The 19,319-nt window shown below is 71.4% G+C and carries 11 protein-coding genes; 3 read left to right on the forward strand and 8 right to left on the reverse strand.

Annotated elements, in window-relative coordinates:
* Together TR46_RS12480 and dnaE are read left to right on the forward strand one after the other, a co-directional pair.
* A partial coding sequence (locus tag TR46_RS12480) for a DUF2567 domain-containing protein (protein ID WP_369405985.1) occupies positions 1 to 605 on the forward strand: 605 nt, incomplete at its 5' end.
* Between the two features lie 59 nt (positions 606 to 664).
* Complete coding sequence (gene dnaE, locus TR46_RS12485; protein WP_042398661.1) at positions 665 to 4,219, forward strand: DNA polymerase III subunit alpha; 3,555 nt, start codon at positions 665 to 667, stop codon at positions 4,217 to 4,219.
* 210 nt (positions 4,220 to 4,429) lie between these two features.
* On the opposite strand, the gene TR46_RS12490 is transcribed toward dnaE, so the two are convergent.
* From TR46_RS12490 to TR46_RS44190, 8 genes are all read right to left on the reverse strand, one after another.
* The gene (locus TR46_RS12490) at positions 4,430 to 5,758 is read right to left on the reverse strand and encodes a M1 family metallopeptidase (RefSeq protein ID WP_042398665.1); all 1,329 of its coding nucleotides are present in this window, start codon (positions 5,756 to 5,758) and stop codon (positions 4,430 to 4,432) included.
* A 54-nt stretch (positions 5,759 to 5,812) separates the two neighbouring features.
* On the reverse strand, positions 5,813 to 9,715 hold the full coding sequence (locus TR46_RS12495) for a Pls/PosA family non-ribosomal peptide synthetase (protein WP_042398667.1): 3,903 nt from the start codon (positions 9,713 to 9,715) through the stop codon (positions 5,813 to 5,815).
* Between the two features lie 302 nt (positions 9,716 to 10,017).
* On the reverse strand, positions 10,018 to 10,563 hold the full coding sequence (locus TR46_RS42255) for a hypothetical protein (RefSeq protein ID WP_042398669.1): 546 nt from the start codon (positions 10,561 to 10,563) through the stop codon (positions 10,018 to 10,020).
* Positions 10,564 to 10,695: 132 nt separating this feature from the next.
* Entirely contained in the window at positions 10,696 to 12,288 is a 1,593-nt protein-coding gene (locus TR46_RS12505; protein ID WP_042398672.1) for a Na+/H+ antiporter, read from the reverse strand.
* 39 nt (positions 12,289 to 12,327) lie between these two features.
* A complete protein-coding gene (locus TR46_RS12510; RefSeq protein ID WP_042398675.1) occupies positions 12,328 to 12,936 on the reverse strand; it encodes a GNAT family N-acetyltransferase in 609 nt (202 codons plus the stop codon).
* On the reverse strand, positions 12,923 to 13,861 hold the full coding sequence (locus TR46_RS12515) for an RluA family pseudouridine synthase (RefSeq protein ID WP_042398677.1): 939 nt from the start codon (positions 13,859 to 13,861) through the stop codon (positions 12,923 to 12,925). The genes TR46_RS12510 and TR46_RS12515 overlap by 14 nt, the downstream gene beginning before the upstream one ends.
* Positions 13,862 to 13,934: 73 nt before the next feature.
* Positions 13,935 to 14,633, reverse strand: a complete 699-nt coding sequence (gene lspA / locus TR46_RS12520; RefSeq protein ID WP_439654353.1) for a signal peptidase II — start codon at positions 14,631 to 14,633, stop codon at positions 13,935 to 13,937.
* Positions 14,634 to 14,673: 40 nt separating this feature from the next.
* Positions 14,674 to 15,228: a TraR/DksA family transcriptional regulator gene (locus tag TR46_RS44190; RefSeq protein ID WP_369405986.1), complete on the reverse strand. Its 555-nt coding sequence runs from the start codon at positions 15,226 to 15,228 to the stop codon at positions 14,674 to 14,676.
* Between the two features lie 747 nt (positions 15,229 to 15,975).
* Between TR46_RS44190 and ileS the strand changes: the two genes are divergently transcribed.
* Positions 15,976 to 19,143, forward strand: coding sequence for an isoleucine--tRNA ligase (gene ileS, locus TR46_RS12530; protein WP_236655313.1), 3,168 nt, complete (start codon positions 15,976 to 15,978; stop codon positions 19,141 to 19,143).
* The last annotated feature ends 176 nt before the right edge of the window (positions 19,144 to 19,319 follow it).

The raw sequence follows: 19,319 nt of genomic DNA on the forward strand, positions 1-19,319 counted from the left end.
AGCCGGAGCACCCGGCCGGCCCGGCTCCCGCCGCCGCCCCCGCGGCCGGGCCCGCGCGCAGCGTCCGGACCGAGGCGCTGATCGCCGTCACGCTGCTCGCGGGCTCCGCGCTGCTCGGGGTGCTGATGGGCTTCCTCTGGCACTGGCTGGCGCCCAAGGTGCCGCTCTACGCGGACAGTTCCGCGGTCTACCTCAAGGACCCCGAGGGCGAGCAGGCCATCGGCGCCGACGGCACCTTCGCCATCCTCGGCGCCGGGGCCGGACTGGTCGTGGGCGCGGTTGCCTACTGGCTCTCCCGCCGCCGCCAGGGCGGGATCACCGTCGCCCTCGGACTGGCCGCCGGCGGACTGCTCGGCGCGTTCGTCGCGATGTGGCTCGGCACCGCGCTCGGCCCCGGCGGGAACGTCATCGCGACGGCGAAGTCGGTGCCCGCCGGGCAGACCTTCTACGGCCCGCTGAAGCTCACCGCGAAGGGTGTGCTGCTCACCTGGCCGGCCTTCGCCATGATCGCCCTGCTCGCCCTCACCGCCCTCTTCACTCCCAAACCGCAGGCCCCTCCTGTGGTCTGGCAGACACCTGCGCAGGACGGTCCCGACACGCCCTGAGCGCGCGCTAGGGTGGAGGCTTCCCGCACTCGCCCCCTTGCCCGAGGAGCGCCCGCACCGTGGCCGACAGCTTCGTTCACCTGCATGTTCACACCGAGTTCTCGATGCTGGACGGGGCCGCGAAGAACGGCAAGATGTTCGCCGAGGTGGAGCGGCAGGGGATGCCCGCCATCGCCATGTCCGACCACGGCAACATGTTCGGCGCGTACGAGTTCTTCCATCTCGCGGAGAAGCATCCGGTCAAGCCGATCATCGGCATCGAGGCGTACGTGGCGCCCGCCTCCCGGTTCGAGAAGAAGCAGACCTTCTGGGGCCAGCAGGGCGGCCGCCCCAGCGCGGACGCCGGCGGCGAGGGCGGCAAGGACGTCTCCGGCGGCGGCCGCTACACCCACATGACCATGTGGGCGGAGAACGCCAGGGGTCTGCGCAACCTCTTCAAGCTCTCCTCGCTCGCGTCCATCGAGGGCTACTACATGAAGCCCCGGATGGACCGCGAGCTGATCTCGCAGAACGCCGAGGGCATCATCGCCACCACCGGCTGCCCCTCCGGCGAGGTGCAGACCCGGCTGCGGCTCGGCCAGTACGAGGAGGCCGTCAAGGCCGCCGCCGCCTACCAGGACATCTTCGGCAGGGAGAACTACTTCCTGGAGCTGATGGACCACGGGCTCGGCATCGAGCGCGACGTCCGCGAGGACCTGCTGCGGCTGGCCAAGGAGCTGCGGATCCCGCTGCTGGCCACCAACGACTCGCACTACGTCACCGCCGACCAGGCGGACGCGCACGACAACCTGCTGTGCATCGGCGTCGGCAAGAACAAGGACGACCCGAACCGCTTCAAGTTCAACGGCTCCGGCTACTACCTGAAGACCTCCGAGGAGATGCGCGAGCTGTTCCGCGAACTCCCCGAGGCCTGCGACAACACCCTCGCCATCGCCGAGCGGATCGAGTCGTACCAGGAGGTCTTCACCTACGTCGACCGGATGCCGCAGTTCGACGTGCCCGAGGGCGAGAACCAGGTCAGCTATCTGCGCAAGAAGATCGACGAGGGGCTGAAGGTCCGGTTCGGCGACAACCCGGGCCAGGACGTGCTGGACCGGATCGAGCTCGAGATGAGCGTCATCGACCCGATGGGCTTCTCCAGCTACTTCCTCGTGGTCGCCGACATCTGCCAGTACGCCCGCGACAACGGCATCCCGGTCGGCCCCGGCCGTGGTTCGGCGGCCGGCTCGATGATCGCCTACCTGACCGGCATCACCCAGCTCGACCCGATCGAGCACGACCTGCTGTTCGAGCGCTTCCTCAACCCCGAGCGCATCAACCCCCCGGACGTCGACATCGACTTCGACGACCGCCAGCGCGACCAGATGGTCCGCTACGTCAGCGAGAAGTACGGCGCCGCCTACACCGCGCAGGTCAACACCTTCGGCACGATCAAGGCCAAGGCCGCCGTCAAGGACTCCTCGCGGATCCTGGGCTACCCCTTCGCCATGGGCGACCGGATCACCAAGGCGATGCCGCCGGACGTGATGGGCAAGGGCGTCCCGCTCAAGGACCTCTTCAACAGCGAGCACCCGCGCTACAACGAGGGCACGGAGATCCGCTCCCTCTACGAGAACGAACCCGACGTCAAGAAGATCATCGACACCGGGCTGGGCATCGAGGGCCTGATCCGCGGCACCGGCGTGCACGCCGCCGCGGTGATCCTCTCCTCGACGCCGCTGCTGGAACTGATCCCGCTGCACCGCCGTGACAAGGACGGCGTGATCATCACCGGGTTCGACTACCCCTCATGTGAGAACATGGGCCTGATCAAGATGGACTTCCTGGGTCTGCGCAACCTGGGCATCATCGATCACTGCATCAAGATCATCAAGGCCAACCGCGGCCAGGACGTGGTCTGCGACGACATCCCGCTGGACGACCCGGTCACCTTCGAACTGCTCCAGCGCGGCGACACCCTGGGCGTGTTCCAGCTCGACGGCGGCCCCATGCGCGCACTGCTGCGGCTGATGAAGCCCACCGAGTTCGCCGACATCTCCGCCGTCTCGGCGCTGTACCGTCCGGGCCCGATGGGCATGAACTCGCACACCAACTACGCGCTGCGGAAGAACGCCCAGCAGGAGATCACCCCGATCCACCCGGAGCTGGAGGAGCCGCTCAAGGACGTCCTCGGCCCCACCTACGGTCTGATCGTCTATCAGGAGCAGGTGCAGCGAGCAGCCCAGGTGCTGGCCGGGTACAGCCTGGGACAGGCCGACCTGCTCCGCCGGGCCATGGGCAAGAAGAAGAAGGAGGTCCTGGAGAAGGAGTTCGTCCCCTTCCACGCGGGCTGCAAGGAGCGCGGCTACAGCGACGAGGCCATCCAGGCGGTGTGGGACGTGCTGGTCCCGTTCGCCGGCTACGCCTTCAACAAGTCGCACTCCGCTGCCTACGGCCTGGTCTCCTACTGGACCGCCTACCTCAAGGCCAACTACCCGGCCGAGTACATGGCCGCGCTGCTGACCTCGGTCGGCGACGACAAGGACAAGATGGCGATCTACCTGGCGGACGCCCGTGCCGCCGGGATCAGGATCCTCTCCCCCGACATCAACGAGTCGGTCACCGACTTCACCGCCGTCGGCGAGGACGTCCGCTTCGGCCTCAAGGCGATCCGCAACGTCGGCGAGAACGTCATCGACTCACTGGTGGAGACGCGCAGGTCCAAGGGCAAGTACACGGCTTTCGCCGACTTCCTGGACAAGGTCGAGCTGCCGGTCTGCAACAAGCGCGCGGTGGACTCGCTGATCAAGGCCGGGGCGTTCGACTCGCTCGGGCACACCCGCCGCGGGCTGGTGGCCGTGGCCGAGACCGCGATCGACGCCGTGATCGGCGTCAAGAAGCAGGCGGCGATCGGCCAGGACGACCTGTTCGGCGCGATCGACGACGGGACGGACGCGCCCGGCATCGGGCTGGACTTCACGCTGGACGACAAGGAGTGGCCGCGCAAGCACCTGCTCTCGACCGAGCGGGAGATGCTGGGCCTCTACGTCTCCAGCCATCCTCTGGACGGCGCGGAGCACATCCTGGCCCGCAACCGCGATGTGTCCATCGCGGAGCTGCTGGGCTCGGGCCGCACCGAGGGCGAGGTCAAGCTGGCCGGGCTGATCACCGGCGTGGACCGCCGGATCAACAAGGCCGGCAACGCGTGGGCCATCGTCACGCTGGCCGACCGCGACGGGTCGGTGGAAGTGCTGTTCTTCCCCAAGAACTACATGCTGATCCAGCAGGAGCTGATCGAGGACAACGTCGTCGCCGTCAAGGGCCGGCTGAACGAGCGCGACGGGGCACTGTCGATCTTCGGCTCGGAGATGGCGCCGCTGGACATCTCCTCGGCGGAGCTGGGCGGCAAGCCGCCGATCCAACTCAACATCCCGGAGCGGAAGATCACCCCGCAGTTGGTCGCGGAGCTCAAGCGGACGATGCGGGCCCACCCCGGGGAGACGCCGGTCCGGCTGCTGCTGGAGGGGCGGGTGAAGAGCGTGCTCTTCGAACTGGGTTTCCTGGTCGAGGCGGAGAGCGGGTTCGCCAGCGACATCAAGGGCCTGCTCGGCCCGGGCGTCTGGGCATCGGCGTAGCACCTTCTACGGCGGCGTAGTTGCTCTAAGGGGCGCGGGGAACCTGTCCGCTGACAACAGCCCCTTACTACCTGGGGGCGCGGGGACTGCGCGACCAGCCCTCTACGGAGGTGCATGGTTGGCAGCGCAGTTCCCCGCGCCCCCAGGTGGTTGCAGGGCCGGCCATGCGCACAGGTCTCCCCGCGCCCCTTACGTTCTGCATGGTCCGGCTCAGTTCGCCAGTGCCGGCAGGGTCCCGCTGTACAGCCACTCCGTGAAGAAGGCGTGGAGGGGGCGGGGGCTGTGGTGCTGGGCCAGGGACGTGAAGTCGGCTGTGGTCACCACTGAGTTGCGGTGGGCGTCAGCCCATTCGCGGAGGAGGGTGAAGAACGGGCCCTCGCCCAGCACCCCGCGGAGGGCGTGCAGGACCAGGCCGCCGCGCTGGTAGAGGCGGTCGTCGAACATCAGGCTGCGGCCCGGGTCGGCCAGGACCAGGTCCTGGGGCAGGGCCCGCAGCTTCGCGTGGGCCGCCGCCGCGTGCCCCGCCGCGGCGAGCCCCCCCGAGCGCTCCGACCACAGCCACTCCGCGTACTTGGCGAAGCCCTCGTTGAGCCAGATGTGCCGCCAGTCCGCGACGGTGACGCTGTTGCCGAACCACTGGTGCGCCAGCTCGTGCGCGACCAGCCGCTCACTCCCGCGGCGGCCGTCGACATGGTTGGCGCCGAACGTGGAGAGCCCCTGGGCCTCCACCGGGACGTCCAACTCCTCGTCGGTGACCACCACCGCGTACTCGCCGAAGGGGTAAGGACCGAACAGGTCGGTGAACAGGCTCATCATGGCCGGCTGGTGGGCGAAGTCGTGCACACAGGAGCCGATCAGCCGGGCCGGGGCGTACACGGTCTGCGGGACGGGACCCGCGGAGACCGTGAGCTCCTGGTACTGGCCGACCTGAACGGTCGCCAGATAGCTTGCGGTGGGCACCGGTTGCTCATAGACCCAGGTGGTGCTGGAGGCCCTCGTGGTGCGGGTGAGCAGCCTGCCGTTGGCGACCACCGTGTAGGGGCTCGGCGCGGTGATCGACATCTGGTACGCGGCCTTGTCCGCGGGACGGTCGTTGCACGGGTACCAGGACGGCGCGCCGATGGGCTGGCTGGCGACCAGTGAGCCGTCCTCCAGTTCCTCCCACCCGAGCGTGCCCCACTCGCTGCGCACCGGGCGCGGGTTCCCGCTGTAGTGCACCTCGACGGTGAACGCCGCGCCGGGCCGCAGCGGCCGGGCCGGCCGCAGCCGCAGCTTGCCCGCGCGGTGCGTCCAGCGGACCGTGCGGCCGTCGACCAGGACCCGGGTGATCCGGAAGTCGGCGAAGTCCAGCACCACGTCGGCGAGCGGCTCGGGGCCGGTCAGGCAGGTGAGCCTGGCGGCCCCGGCCAGCCGGTTGGGCGCCGGGCGGTAGTCGAGGGTCAGCTCGTACCGGTGCACGTGGTAGCGGATGTCGCCGTGGGTCGGGAAGTACGGGTCGGTTGCCGACCGGGGACGGGGCGACGTCTGCTTGGCGCTCAATGCTGCTCTGCTCCAGTGCGGTTGGTGCGGTGCCGCCCTCAAATCGTCGGACCGTCAGACCCAGGGCGCGATCGGGTTCCCCAGCCAGCGGCTGTCCGCCGGGACGGACTCGCCGCGCATCACCAGGGACGCGGGTCCCAGCGTGGTGCGGGCCCCGACGGTGGTTCCGGGCAGGACGATACCGTGCGGGCCGAGGGTGGCACCCTCCTGGAGGGTGACAGTGTCCATCCGCATGATCCGGTCGTGGAACAGGTGGGTCTGCAGTACACAGCCGCGGTTGACGCTGACCCCGTCGCCGAGGGCGACCAGGTCTGCCTCGGGCAGCCAGTAGCTCTCGCACCAGACGCCGCGGCCGATGCCCGCGCCCAGGCCGCGCAGCCAGAGGTTGAGCAGCGGGGTGCCGGGCGCGGCGTTCAGCAGCCAGGGCGCGGCCAGCACCTCGGTGAAGGTGTCGGCGAGCTCGTTGCGCCAGACGTGGCTGCTCCAGAGCGGGTGCTCGACCGCCTTGAACCGGCCGATGAGCAGCCACTTCGCGGCCAGCGACACCAGGCAGGCGGCCGCTCCCGCGGCCAGCAGCACCGCGCCGGAGCACAGCGCCGCCAGCGGCAGTCCGCCGACCTGTGCGATCTCGGCGAGGACCGCCAGCACGCACAGTCCCAGCGCGACGGACACCATCACCGGCACGATCCGGAACAGCTCCATGGCCGCCCGCATCACCTTGAGCCGGCGGGCCGGGGCGTAGGTCAGGCTCTGGTCGCCGTCCTCGGCGCGGCGCGGCAGCTTCATCGGCGGCATGCCGAGGTAGGAGCTGCCCTTCTTGGCCTTCTTGGGGGTGGCCGAGAGGACGCCGACCAGGCCCCGGTCCGGAACGCTGCGGCCGGGCGCGGTCATCCCCGAGTTGCCGAGGAAGGCGCGCTCGCCGATCTCCGCCTCGTCGATGCGCAGCCAGCCGCCGCCCAGCTCGTAGGGGGCGATCAGGGTGTCGTCGGCGAGGAAGGCGCCGTCGCCGACGGTGGTCATGCTGGGCAGCGCCAGGACGGTGGACGCCTCGACGCCCTGGCCGACCTTCATGCCCAGCGCCCGCAGCCAGGTGGGTGTGATCAGGCCGGCGTAGAGCGGGAACAGCGCGCCCCGGGCCAGGTCCATCAGCTGGATGACCGTCCAGGCCTGCCAGGCGGTGCGGCTGTGCAGCGGGTGGTGCCCGGCCCGCAGCCCGATCCCCAGCAGCCGGACGGCGACCAGGACCAGCAGGGCGTAGGCGAGGAAGCCGGTGGCGGTGGCCAGCGGGACGGCGATGAGCGCGTGTCCCAGGACCGCGCCGATCCCGCCCGGCTGGACGAAGGCGGCCAAGACGGCGATCGCGGGAAGGGCGGCGGCCAGCGGCAGCAGGCTCAGGGCCGTGCCGGCGGCCCCGTACATCGCGGCCCAGAAGCGGGTGCGGGCCGGGCGGTCCTTGGGCCAGGCGTGGTTGGCGCGGCCGGTCTTGACGGCCGGGGCCCCGGCCCAGCGCTGGCCGGTGGGGACCTGGCCGGTGACGCCCGAGCCGGGGGCGATCTCGGCGCGCTTTCCGACCCGGGCGCCCGGGAACAGGATCGAGCGGGTGCCGACCACGGCGCCCGCGCCGACCTTGACCGGGCCGAGGTGCAGCAGGTCGCCGTCCAGCCACCAGCCGCTGAGGTCGACGTCGGCCTCGACCGCGCAGCCCTTGCCGAGCTTCAGCATGCCGCTGACCGGCGGCAGGGTGTGCAGGTCCACGTCCGGGCCGACCTTGGCGCCGAGCGCGCGGGCGTAGCGGACCAGCCAGGCGCCGGAGAGGTCGGTGGCGCCGCTGAGCTCGGCCAGCCGCTCGGCCGCCCACAGCCGCAGGTGCACGCCGCCGCCGCGCGGGTGGCTGCCGGGCCGGACGCCGCGCAGCAGCAGCCGTGCGCCGCCCGCCGCGATGCCGATCCGCCCGAGCGGGGACCACAGCAGCACGGCGGCGGGCACCACGGCCCACCAGGAGGCGCCCGCGCCCAGGTTCCACCAGCCCAGGACGGTGGCGAGCGCGGCGAGCGCGACGGTCCAGCGCAGCCCGACGACGGTGAGCAGGGGGATCATCAGCAAGCTCTGCAGGGCCCCGGCCCGGCGCGGCGTCGGCTCGATCTCACGGACCGAGCCGGTGCCCTGCGCGGACTTCTCCAGTCTGCGGGCCAGCTCGCGCAGGACCGGCGCCTGGTAGACGTCACTGACGGCGATGGCCGCGTAGCGGGCCCGGATCAGGGTGACCAGCCGGGCCGCGCCCAGGCTGCTGCCGCCGATGGCGAAGAAGTCGTCCTTGGCGCTGCCCACCGGCACGCCGAGCACCTCGGTCCACTGCTCGGCGAGCCAGGCCTCGGTGCCGTAGAGCTGCTCGGCCGCGCCCTTGGTCTCCAGCTGGGCCAGCGGCCAGGGCAGCGCATTGCGGTCGACCTTGCCGGAGGTGCGCACCGGCAGGTCGTCGACCAGAGCGAGCAGCGGCACCATGGCGGCGGGCAGCTCGGCCCGCAGCTGCCGGACCGCCGCCTCCTGGTCGAACGGCTGCTCGGCGGACTGGTCGGTGACCAGGTAGCCGACCAGCAGCTGGTTGCCGCTGCGGGCGGTGCGCACGGCGGCTGCGGCGCCGCTGACCCCGGGCAGGGCCTGCAGCACGGCGTCGACCTCGCCGAGCTCGATCCGGCGGCCGCCGAGCTTGATCTGCTCGTCGGCCCGGCCCAGGAAGACCAGGCCCTCGGGCTGGGCCAGCACCAGGTCGCCGCTGCGGTAGGCGCGCTCCCAGCCGACCGACTCCAGCGGGGCGTACTTCTCGGCGTCCTTCTCCGGGTCCAGGTAGCGGGCCAGACCGACGCCGCCGATGACCAGCTGGCCGCTCTCGCCCATGCCGACGACCTGGCCCTGCTCGTCCACGACGGCGAGCTCCCAGCCGTCCAGGGGCAGGCCGATGCGGACCGGGGCCTCCCCGGTCAGCGGCGCGGCGCAGGCGACCACGGTGGCCTCGGTGGGGCCGTAGGTGTTCCAGACCTCGCGGCCCTCGGTGGCCAGCCGCTCGGCCAGTTCGGGCGGGCAGGCCTCGCCGCCGAAGATCAGCAGCCGGACGTCGCCCAGCGCGTCGGCGGGCCAGAGCGCGGCCAGGGTGGGAACGGTGGAGACCACGGTGATCTCCTGCTCGACCAGCCAGGGGCCGAGGTCGGCCCCGCTGCGGACCTGCGAGCGGGGGACGGTGACCAGGCAGGCGCCGTAGCGCCAGGCCAGCCACATCTCCTCGCAGGAGGCGTCGAAGGCGACCGAGAGCCCGGCCATCACCCGGTCCCCCGGGCCCAGCGGCTCCTCCTGCTGGAACAGGGCCGCCTCGGCGTCGACGAAGGCGGCGGCGCTGCGGTGGGTGACCGCGACGCCCTTGGGCTTACCGGTGGAGCCGGAGGTGAAGATGATCCAGGCGTCGTCGGCGAGGCCGGGGCGGCCCTCCGTGCCCTGCGAGGACTGCGCGGCCTCCGTGCCCTGCTGGGCGTGCCCCGTCAGGGTGAGCGACCGGTCGGCGCCGAGCACGGCGCGGACCCCGGCCTCGCCGAAGACCAGCGCGGCGCGCTCGTCGGGGTCCTCGGCGTCCACCGGGACGTAGGCGGCGCCGGCCGCGAGCACGGCCAGGATCGACACGTACAGGTCGGCGGTGCCGGAGGGCACCCGGACCCCGACCCGGTCCCCCCGGCCGACCCCGGCGGCGGCCAGGGTCCGCCGCAGCGCGTCCACCTCGGCGGCGAGCGCGCGGTAGGTCAGGTAGCCGCGGCCGTCGTCGAGCGCGGGCTCGTCGGGGTGGGCCGCGACGGTGGCGTCCAGGATGTCGAGAAGGGTGCGCGGAGCGTGTGCGGGGCGCCCGGGGAACAGCGCGAGCCCGCTCGGGGCTTCGGCGTTCTCCAGGTGCGGGGCGTACACGGCCGTGGCCATCGGTCCTCATCTCGTCGACAACCCGGTCGATGCTAGTCCGGCGAATGGCCCGGCGGTATTGGAGTCCGGGCCACCCCGGAGCTGCAATGGCCGTTTACCGCATGATTTCTGACGAGCCGTCAGTAGATAGGGGCACTGTCAGCCCTGGAATTTGACGAGCCGTCAGCAGAATCTGACGGCCCGTCGACACATTTTCGAAGTGAGACCGACGACACACGCCGGAGACGTGCTGACGGGTGCTTTGGGTGCATCATGCGTAACACAGTGTATCAATCGCACCACTTTTCGCAGCCCCAGGAGCCTCAGGCGTACTGCCAGTGCGGGCGCCCGCTCTCCATGGCGCACTTCAGCAGCCTCCCGTTGGCGTCGTCGGTGGTCTTCCCCAGATCCGTGTTGCGGCAGAACTGGCCGGCTTTGTAGCAGTTGCCGGCATTGGAGACGATCGTGCAGGTGGCGGCCGGATGGGTGGCGGCCTTGGTGGCGGCGTGCGTGGGTGTCGGCGTGGTGGCCCTGGCCGCCGGCCTGGTGGCGGCTGCGGTGGCGTGGTGAACCGTCGGTGTGGCGCTCGGGCGGCGGGTGGCCGGTGCGGCGGTGGTGGGCGCGGCGGTCGTCGGCGCCGCGGTCGTGGCCGCCGGGGTGGACGGCGCGGCCGTCGCGGGGTCGGTGGTCACCGCGGTCACCGCGGTCGGTGACTGGTGCGAGGCCGACGCCGATGCCGAGGTCGGGCCGCAGGCGGCCAGCAGCGCCGTTGCGGCAAGGGCGGCGACACCGGCCGCGATGCGGCGGGCAGATCCGGATATGCAGGCGGGCACAGGGTCCTCCGAGGTGCGGACGGTCAGTGTCGCCACACGTTAGTCACCTCATCACTGCAGAACACACACAATTGGAAAATCCCCCACACCCGTCTCCCAGCCGCGCCACCGCAGGCGCCCTGCCCGGTCAGGACCAGGTCGCGGCACGGGAGTTGGACGTGCCCCGGCTCAGTTCGGGGCGCTGCGGATGTCGAGTCTGCGGATCACCCGGTCGACCAGTTCCGGGTCGGCGCCGGGTTCCATCCGGGCGAACTGCATCTCGGCGCGGCCGGCGGCCAGCATCTCCTGTTCGACCTGCTGGAACAGCCGGACCTGACGGACCCGCTGCTTCAGTTCCGCGCGCTGGTCCTCGTCGTACATGTCCGGGCGGTTGCGGGCCAGGCGGTCGGTCTGACGCTGCTTCAGCCGGTCGACGAGTTCCTCCGGTAGGTCCTCGGCGTCGGCGAGCTCCTTGAGCCGGCGCAGCCCGGCCTTGGAGACCCGGTACCAGAGCGCCCGCTCCGCCGCGTCCTCGGCGTCCTCGTCGCGGCTCAGGTGCAGCCGCCGGACCACCCAGGACAGCGACATGCCCTGGACCAGCAGGGTGAACAGCACCACGCAGAAGGCGATGAAGACGATCTCGTCCCGGCCCGGGAAGGACTCCCCGCTGTGCACCCCGAGCGGGATGGCCAGCGCCAGCGCCACCGAGGCCACCCCGCGCATCCCGGACCACCACAGCACCACCGACTCGCGCCAGCTCAGCGGCGCGGCCTCCTCGCGCTCGCCGATGCGGCGGTCCCACTGCTGGGTGACCCAGGCGCCGGGCAGCAGCCAGAGGAAGCGGACGCCGACCACCACCACGATGACCAGGGCGGCGTCCCCGAGCATGCCGGTCCAGGCATGGCCCACCTCCTTGAGGACGCTGGCCAGCTCCAGGCCGATCAGGCCGAAGGCCATTCCGGAGATCAGCAGCTCCACCACGTCCCAGAAGGCGCTGCCGACCAGGCGGTAGCCGACGTCGTCGGCGCCCACCGTGCGGTCGTTGATCCAGAGGGAGCAGACCAGGACCGCGAGGACGCCCGAGCCGTGCAGCTCCTCGGCGAGGGAGTAGGCCGCGAAGGGGACCAGCAGGCTGAGCGCGACCTGCAGGGTCGGGTCGTCCAGCATGCTCATGATCTTGCCGCTGAGCCAGCCCAGGCCGACGCCGATGACCACGGCGAGCACGGCCGAGAGCACCAGCAGCCCGATCGCGTTCAGGGTCGAGAAGTGGCCGCTGACCACGGCGTCCACCGCCAGCCCGTAGACGACGAGCGCGGTGACGTCGTTGAACAGGCCCTCGGTCTCCAGGATGCCCATCAGCCGGCGCGGCAGGCCGACGCTGCCGGCCACCGCGGCGGCGGCGATCGGGTCGGGCGGGGAGATGATCGCACCCAGCGCGACGGCGGCGCCCAGCGGCAGCGCGGGCATGATCGAGCGCGCGGCCCAGGCCACCACGGCGGTGGTGACCAGCACCAGCGCGACCGCGAGCAGCAGGATGACCCGGGAGTTCGCCTTGAAGTAGCGGGTGGTGGAGCGCTGGGCCGCCGCGTAGATCAGCGGCGGCAGCACCAACGGCAGGATCAGGTCCGGCTCCAGGGTGATGTTCGGGACGAACGGCAGCACCGCCATCACCATGCCGACCACGGTCATCATCACCGGCTGCGGGAAGCCGATGCGCTCGGCGAGCGGGGTGGTGACGACCGACGCCAGCAGCACGACGAAGAGCAGCATCAGCTGGGTCACCCGCTGACCACCCCTCCCGCTCGCCGGCGCCGTTCCCGATCAGCCTGCCAGGGATCGGGTCATCGTGCGGTGGGGGATACCGCCGTCCAGGTACTCCGGGCCCTCGGCGGTGTAGCCGAGGCGCTCGTAGAAGCCCAGTGCGTGGACCTGGGCGTGCAGTTCCAGCTCGACGGCGCCGCGGGCGCGGCCCTCGTCCTCGATGGCGCGGACCAGAGCCGCGCCCACGCCGGTGCCCCGAGCGACGGACAGTACCGCGAGGCGGCCGAGCAGTACGGTTCCTGCCCGGTCGACGGTTTCCCCGTCGTGACCCGGTGCGGTGTCCGCCCGCTGGACGTCCGCCACGTGGGGTTTGCGTGGGGGTACGGGGGGTCGCTCCCCGGAGAGTTGGCGTAGGGCCTGCTCGCCGTGGATCAGCCGGCCGGTGCCGAGCGGAGCGCCGTCCGCGCCGAACGCCAGCAGGTGCACCGAGGCGGCGTCGAGGTCGTCCCACTCCTCGTCCTCGGGGACGTTCTGCTCGACGATGAAGACCTCGCGCCTGATGGCGTGGACGGTCTCCAGGTCGGCGGGCGAGACGGCGACGCGTATCCGGGCCGCGGGACCGGACGCACGGTCGGGCTTCGGATCGGACGCCGGGTCAGCTGTCGGCACTGATGATCTCCAGGGCGCGGGCCAGGTCCTCGGGGTACTCGCTGCGGAACTCCACCCAGTCGCCGGTGCCGGGGTGCTCGAAGCCGAGCTGGACCGCGTGCAGCCACTGCCGGGTGAGCTTGAGCCGCTTGGCCAGGGTGGGGTCGGCGCCGTAGGTGATGTCGCCGACGCAGGGGTGCCGCAGCGCGGACATGTGCACCCGGATCTGGTGGGTGCGGCCGGTCTCCAGCTTGATGTCCAGCAGCGAGGCGGCCCGGTAGGCCTCGATCAGGTCGTAGTGGGTCACCGACGGCTTGCCGTTGGCGACCACGGCCCACTTCCAGTCGTTGCTGGGGTGCCGGTCGATCGGGGCGTCGACGGTGCCGGACATCGGGTCGGGGTGGCCCTGGACCAGGGCGTTGTACTTCTTCTCCACGGTCCGGTCCCGGAACTGCCCCTTGAGCAGCGAGTAGGCGCGCTCGGACTTGGCGACCACCATCAGCCCGGAGGTGCCGACGTCCAGGCGGTGCACCACGCCCTGGCGCTCGGCCGCGCCGGAGGTGGAGATCCGGTAGCCGGCGCCGGCCAGGCCGCCGATGACGGTGGGACCGGTCCAGCCGGGGCTGGGGTGGGCGGCGACGCCGACCGGCTTGTCCACGACCACCAGGTCGTCGTCGTCGTAGACGATCTTCATATTGTCGATGCGCTCGGCGACGATCTGCACGGGCGCGGGCGGTGCCGGGATCTCGACCTCCATCCAGGCACCGGCCATCACCCGGTCGGACTTGCCCACCGGGGTGCCGTCCAGCGTCACCTTGCCCTCCGCGGCCAGCTCGGCGGCCTTGGTGCGGGAGAACCCGAACATCCGGGCGATGGCGGCGTCGACACGCTCACCCTCAAGGCCTTCGGGTACGGGCAGGTTTCGGATCTGCGGAACGGTGCTCACCTGAACGAGTATGCCGGACCGGCCGGGTCCGGCCCGCCATCACGCCGTCGGCAGCGGGCGGACGGGAGCCGCGTCAGTCCTTGCCGTCGCCGTCCTCGGCGGAGTTCGCCTCGGCGGCGTCGGCGTCGGACCGGTCCGTGTGCTCGCGCATCGTCGTGCCGTCCGGGTTGGTGCCGAGGAAGGAGAGCAGCACCACCAGGATGCCGCCGCAGACGATCGCCGAGTCGGCCAGGTTGAAGACGGCGAAGTGCTTGACCGAGATGAAGTCGACCACCGCACCGCGGAAGGTGGACGGCGAGCGGAAGATCCGGTCCGTCAGATTGCCGAAGGCGCCGCCCAGCAGCAGGCCCAGCGCGATCGCCCAGGGCAGGCTGTAGAGCTTGCGGGCGAGCCGGCAGATGACCACCACCACGGTGGTGGCGATGACGGTGAACACGATGGTCATCGCCGCGCCCATGCCGAAGGCGGCTCCGGGGTTGCGGATGGCCTGGAGCATCACCCAGTCCCCGGCGATCCGGATCGGCTCGTGGTACTCCAGCCTGGCCACGACCAGCAGCTTGCTGCCGAGGTCCAGCAGGTAGGCGAGCAGGGCGACGGAGAGGAGTACGCCGATCCTGCGCCTGCGCCGCGCCACCTGTTCGCCGGCGGTCTCGGCGGAGTCGGCGGGCGCGGCAGAGTCAGCCGCCGGAGCCTTCTGGAAACCTGGGGTACTGATGATGCTCTCCGCTACACCGAGTGGGGTGGTCCTACGTCGAGCGTACGGTACGCCCACCGGGTGGCGCGGACTGGTCCGCGCCACCCGTCACTTGCCGCTAGCGCCGCTCCTGCTTGGACTTGCACTGGACGCAGAGGGTGGCCCGGGGGAAGGCCTGGACCCTGGCCTTGCCGATCGGCTCCCCGCAGGACTCGCACAGGCCGAACCCGGTGCCGTTGAGCCGGGCCAGCGCGCGCTCGGTCTGGGCGAGCATGTCGCGGGCGTTGGCGGCCAGCGACATCTCGTGCTCGCGGGAGATGTTCTTGGTCCCGGCGTCGACCTGGTCGTCCCCGGCGCCGTCGCCGGAGTCCCGCATCAGGCCGCTGACGGCCTCCTCGGAGGCGGCGATCTCGGCGCTGAGCCCGGCCGCCTCGGTCTCCAGCTCCTGCCGGAGCTCGGCGACCTCCTGCTCGGTCCAGGGATCCTCGCCGGGCCGGACCGGCAGCGCTCCGGCCGCGACCGGCGCCCCGGGCGGGGCCGGCTCCGCGGCTGGGGTCGCGGCCGGAGCGGTCCTGGCCCTGCTCCCGCTCGGCCGGGCGGTGGTCGGCCGAGCGACGGCCTCGGTCTTGCGTCGGACCACGGTCCCCTCCCCCACGTCTCCGGGTCCGGCCACGGACGTCTCCGCGCGGCGTGCGCCCGCGGCACCGCTCCTTGCCTTGTCCGCCATGCGTCTGACCCCTTTGCGAGTAAGCGTCTGCGACTGTCGTCTGCGTGCCTCTGTGTGCCTCTGCCTGCCTCTGCGAGCTGCGACTGAGCTGCTGGTGGCGCAACGCTGTGCCGAAGCATGGTGCCGGAACGATAATGCGTACCGAATCCATCCACAATGGGACATACCGCAACAGGGGCGACGGGTTACCGACTCATGTCCGGCTCCACGGATGTGTGCCCAGAACGTGACGGGCTAATCGCCTTCCGTCAGCGTTACTGGAGCGTCGGGCCGCGCCGCGGGGGCGCGGGGGGTCGCCCCCCGAACGGTCGGACCATCGCCCTGTGTCAGCGTTACCGGCGGGTCGGGGGCGCGCGGGTGGCGGCGGAGGCGGATAATCTGGTTGCCGGGCGCTATAGACTCGGGCCTGCAAGGCGTGGATGGGGACGAGTACCGCCGAACGCAGCCGAGAGCGACCCGGGGTTGGTGGAAGCCCGGGGGTGTGCGCGTCGGGAAGATCACCCCGGAGCCGTCGGAGGAAAGGCGCCGCCCGCACGGGCGGAGCCGAGTAGAACCGGCAGCAACCCCTAACGAGGGGGCTCGGCGCGTCCGCGTGCCGCAGCCAAGAAGGGTGGTACCGCGGGGCCGCAGCACTGGCCTCGTCCCTTCGTCGGAAGCCGCACAGCTCGACGCGCCCGCCGGAGGCACCTCCTGATGAACCGAGGCCCCATGCCCCAGTACCGCCCCGTCCCCGCCCAGGTGGACCTGCCCGTGCTCGAACACGGGATCCTCTCCTTCTGGCAGGACAACAAGATCTTCCAGCGCAGTCTGGAGCAGTCCGAGGGCCGCCCGGAGTGGGTGTTCTACGAGGGCCCGCCGACCGCCAACGGCATGCCCGGCGCGCACCACATCGAGGCCCGGGTCTTCAAGGACGTCTTCCCCCGCTACAAGACCATGAAGGGCCACCATGTGGCCCGCAAGGCCGGCTGGGACTGCCACGGCCTGCCGGTCGAGCTCGCCGTCGAGAAGGAGCTGGGCTTCTCCGGCAAGCCCGAGATCGAGGCGTACGGGATCGCCGAGTTCAACGCCAGGTGCCGCGAGTCGGTGACCCGGCACACCGACGCCTTCGCTACCCTGACCAACCGGATGGGCTACTGGGTCGACCTGGACGACGCCTACCGGACCATGGACCCGGACTACATCCAGTCGGTGTGGTGGTCGCTGAAGCAGATCTTCGACAAGGGCCTGCTGACCCAGGACTTCCGGGTCGCCCCCTGGTGCCCGCGCTGCGGCACCGGCCTGTCCGACCACGAGCTGGCGCAGGGCTACGAGACCGTGGTCGACCCCTCGGTCTACGTCCGCTTCCCGCTCACGTCCGGCCCGCTGGCCGGCAGTGACGGCAAGCCCGCCGCCTCGCTGCTGGTGTGGACGACCACGCCGTGGACGCTGGTCTCCAACGTCGCCGTGGCCGCGCACCCGGCCGTGACGTACGTCGTGGCCACCGACGGCGACGAGCGGGTGGTGGTCGCCGAGCCGCTGCTGGAGAAGGCCCTGGGCGAGGGCTGGACCGCCACCGGCGAGCGCTTCACCGGCGCCGGGATGGAGCGCTGGGAGTACCGCCGCCCGTTCGAGCTGGTGCCGGTCGAGGGCGCCAACTTCGTCGTCAACGCCGAGTACGTGACCACCGAGGACGGCTCGGGCCTGGTCCACCAGGCGCCCGCCTTCGGCGCCGACGACCTCGCCACCTGCCGCGCCTACGGCCTGCCGATGGTCAACCCGGTGCTGCCGGACGGCACCTTCGAGCCCGATCTGCGGCTGGTCGGCGGACAGTTCTTCAAGAAGGCCGACGAGGCCCTGGTCGCCGACCTGGACGCGCGCGGCCTGCTGTTCCGTCATGTCCCGTACGAGCACAGCTACCCGCACTGCTGGCGCTGCCACACCGCGCTGCTCTACTACGCGCAGCCGTCCTGGTACGTCCGCACCACCGAGGTCAAGCAGCGGCTGCTGGAGGAGAACGAGAAGACCAACTGGTACCCGGAGACCGTCAAGTACGGCCGCTTCGGCGACTGGCTGAACAACAACATCGACTGGGCGCTATCGCGCAACCGCTACTGGGGCACCCCGCTGCCGATCTGGCGCTGCGAGGAGGGCCACCTCACCTGCGTGGGCTCACTGGCCGAGCTCAGCGACCTCACCGGCCGCGACCTGTCCGACCTGGACCCGCACCGGCCCTTCATCGACGAGGTCGTCTTCCGCTGCACGGGGAGCGGCTGCGCGCTGGACGCGGTCCGGGTGCCCGAGGTCATCGACGCCTGGTACGACTCGGGCTCCATGCCCTTCGCCCAGTACGGCTACCCGCTGAAGAACGCCGAGCTGTTCGAGAAGCGCTACCCGGCCCAGTTCATCTCCGAGGCCATCGACCAGACCCGCGGCTGGTTCTACACGCTGATGGCGGTCGGCACCCTGGTGTTCGACAAGTCCTCGTACGAGAACGTGGTCTGCCTGGGCCACATCCTGGCCGAGGACGGCCGCAAGATGTCCAAGCACCTGGGCAACATCCTGGAGCCCATCTCGCTGATGGACCAGCACGGGGCGGACGCGGTGCGCTGGTTCATGGCGGCCGGCGGCTCGCCGTGGTCCGCGCGCCGGGTCGGGCACAACACCATCCAGGAGGTCGTCCGGAAGACCCTGCTGACCTACTGGAACACGGTCGCCTTCCAGGCCCTCTACGCACGGACCGCCGGGTGGGCGCCCTCGGCCGCCGACCCGGCCCCGAGTGATCGTCCGCTGCTGGACAAGTGGGTGCTCTCGGAACTCAACACCCTGGTCAAGGAGGTGGACGCGGCGCTGGACGGCTTCGACACCCAGCGGGCCGGAAAGCTGCTCTCCGCGTTCGTCGACGACCTGTCCAACTGGTACGTGCGGCGCGGGCGCCGGCGCTTCTGGCAGGGGGAGCCGGCCGCGCTGGCGACCCTGCACGAGGCGCTGGAGACGGTGACCCGGCTGATGGCGCCGCTGACGCCGTTCATCACCGAGCGGGTCTGGCAGGATCTGGTGGTCCCCGTGGACCCGGCCGCGCCGGTCTCGGTCCACCTCGCGGACTTCCCGGTCGCGGACGAGTCGCTGATCGACCCCGACCTGTCCCGGCACATGGCGCTGGTGCGGCGGCTGGTGGAGCTGGGGCGGGCGACCCGCGCCGACTCCGGGGTGAAGACCCGTCAGCCGCTGTCCCGCGCCCTGGTCGCGGCGCAGGGGTACGCGGAACTCCCGGCCGAACTGCTCGCACAGGTGGCCGAGGAGCTCAATGTCACGGCACTGGAGTCGCTGTCGGCGGTGGGCGGGTCGCTGGTGGACACCACGGCCAAGGCCAACTTCCGGGCGCTGGGCCGGCGGTTCGGCAAGGGGGTGCAGGACGTCGCCAAGGCGGTCGCCGCGGCGGACGCGGCGGCGCTCTCCGCGTCGCTGCGGGCGAACGGGACCGCGTCGGTCGAACTGGGCGGCGAGACGGTCGGGCTGACGCCGGATGAGGTCATCATCACGGAGACCCCGCGGGAGGGGTGGGCGGTCGCCAACGAGGCGGGCGCCACCGTCGCCCTCGACCTGCACATCACGCCGGAGCTGCGGCTGGCCGGCATCGCCCGGGACGCCATCCGGCAGGTGCAGGAGGCCCGCAAGAACAGCGGGCTCGACGTGGCGGACCGGATCGTCCTCCGTTGGACGGCGACCGACGACTCGACGGTGGAGGCCCTCACGGCCCACGCCGACCTCATCGCCGACGAGGTCCTCGCCACCGACTACGCCTCCGGCGAAGCCGACTGGCCCGAGGCGGCGCCGTTCACCGACGAGACGCTGGCCTTGACGTTCTGGCTCCGCAAGGCTTAGCCAGGCAGTACCCAAGGGGCGCGGGGAACTGCGCGACCAGCCCTCTACGAAGGTGCATGGTTGGCAGCGCAGTTCCCCGCGCCCCTTAGGCAGTAACGGGTGCCCGTCAGCTCACCAGTGCCCGTTCCCGAACGCAGAAACACCGCGGGCCCCTGCGGGAACGTTCCGGCAGGGGC

Origin of the sequence: Streptacidiphilus carbonis (assembly GCF_000787775.1) — a bacterium.
Classification (GTDB): domain Bacteria; phylum Actinomycetota; class Actinomycetes; order Streptomycetales; family Streptomycetaceae; genus Streptacidiphilus; species Streptacidiphilus carbonis.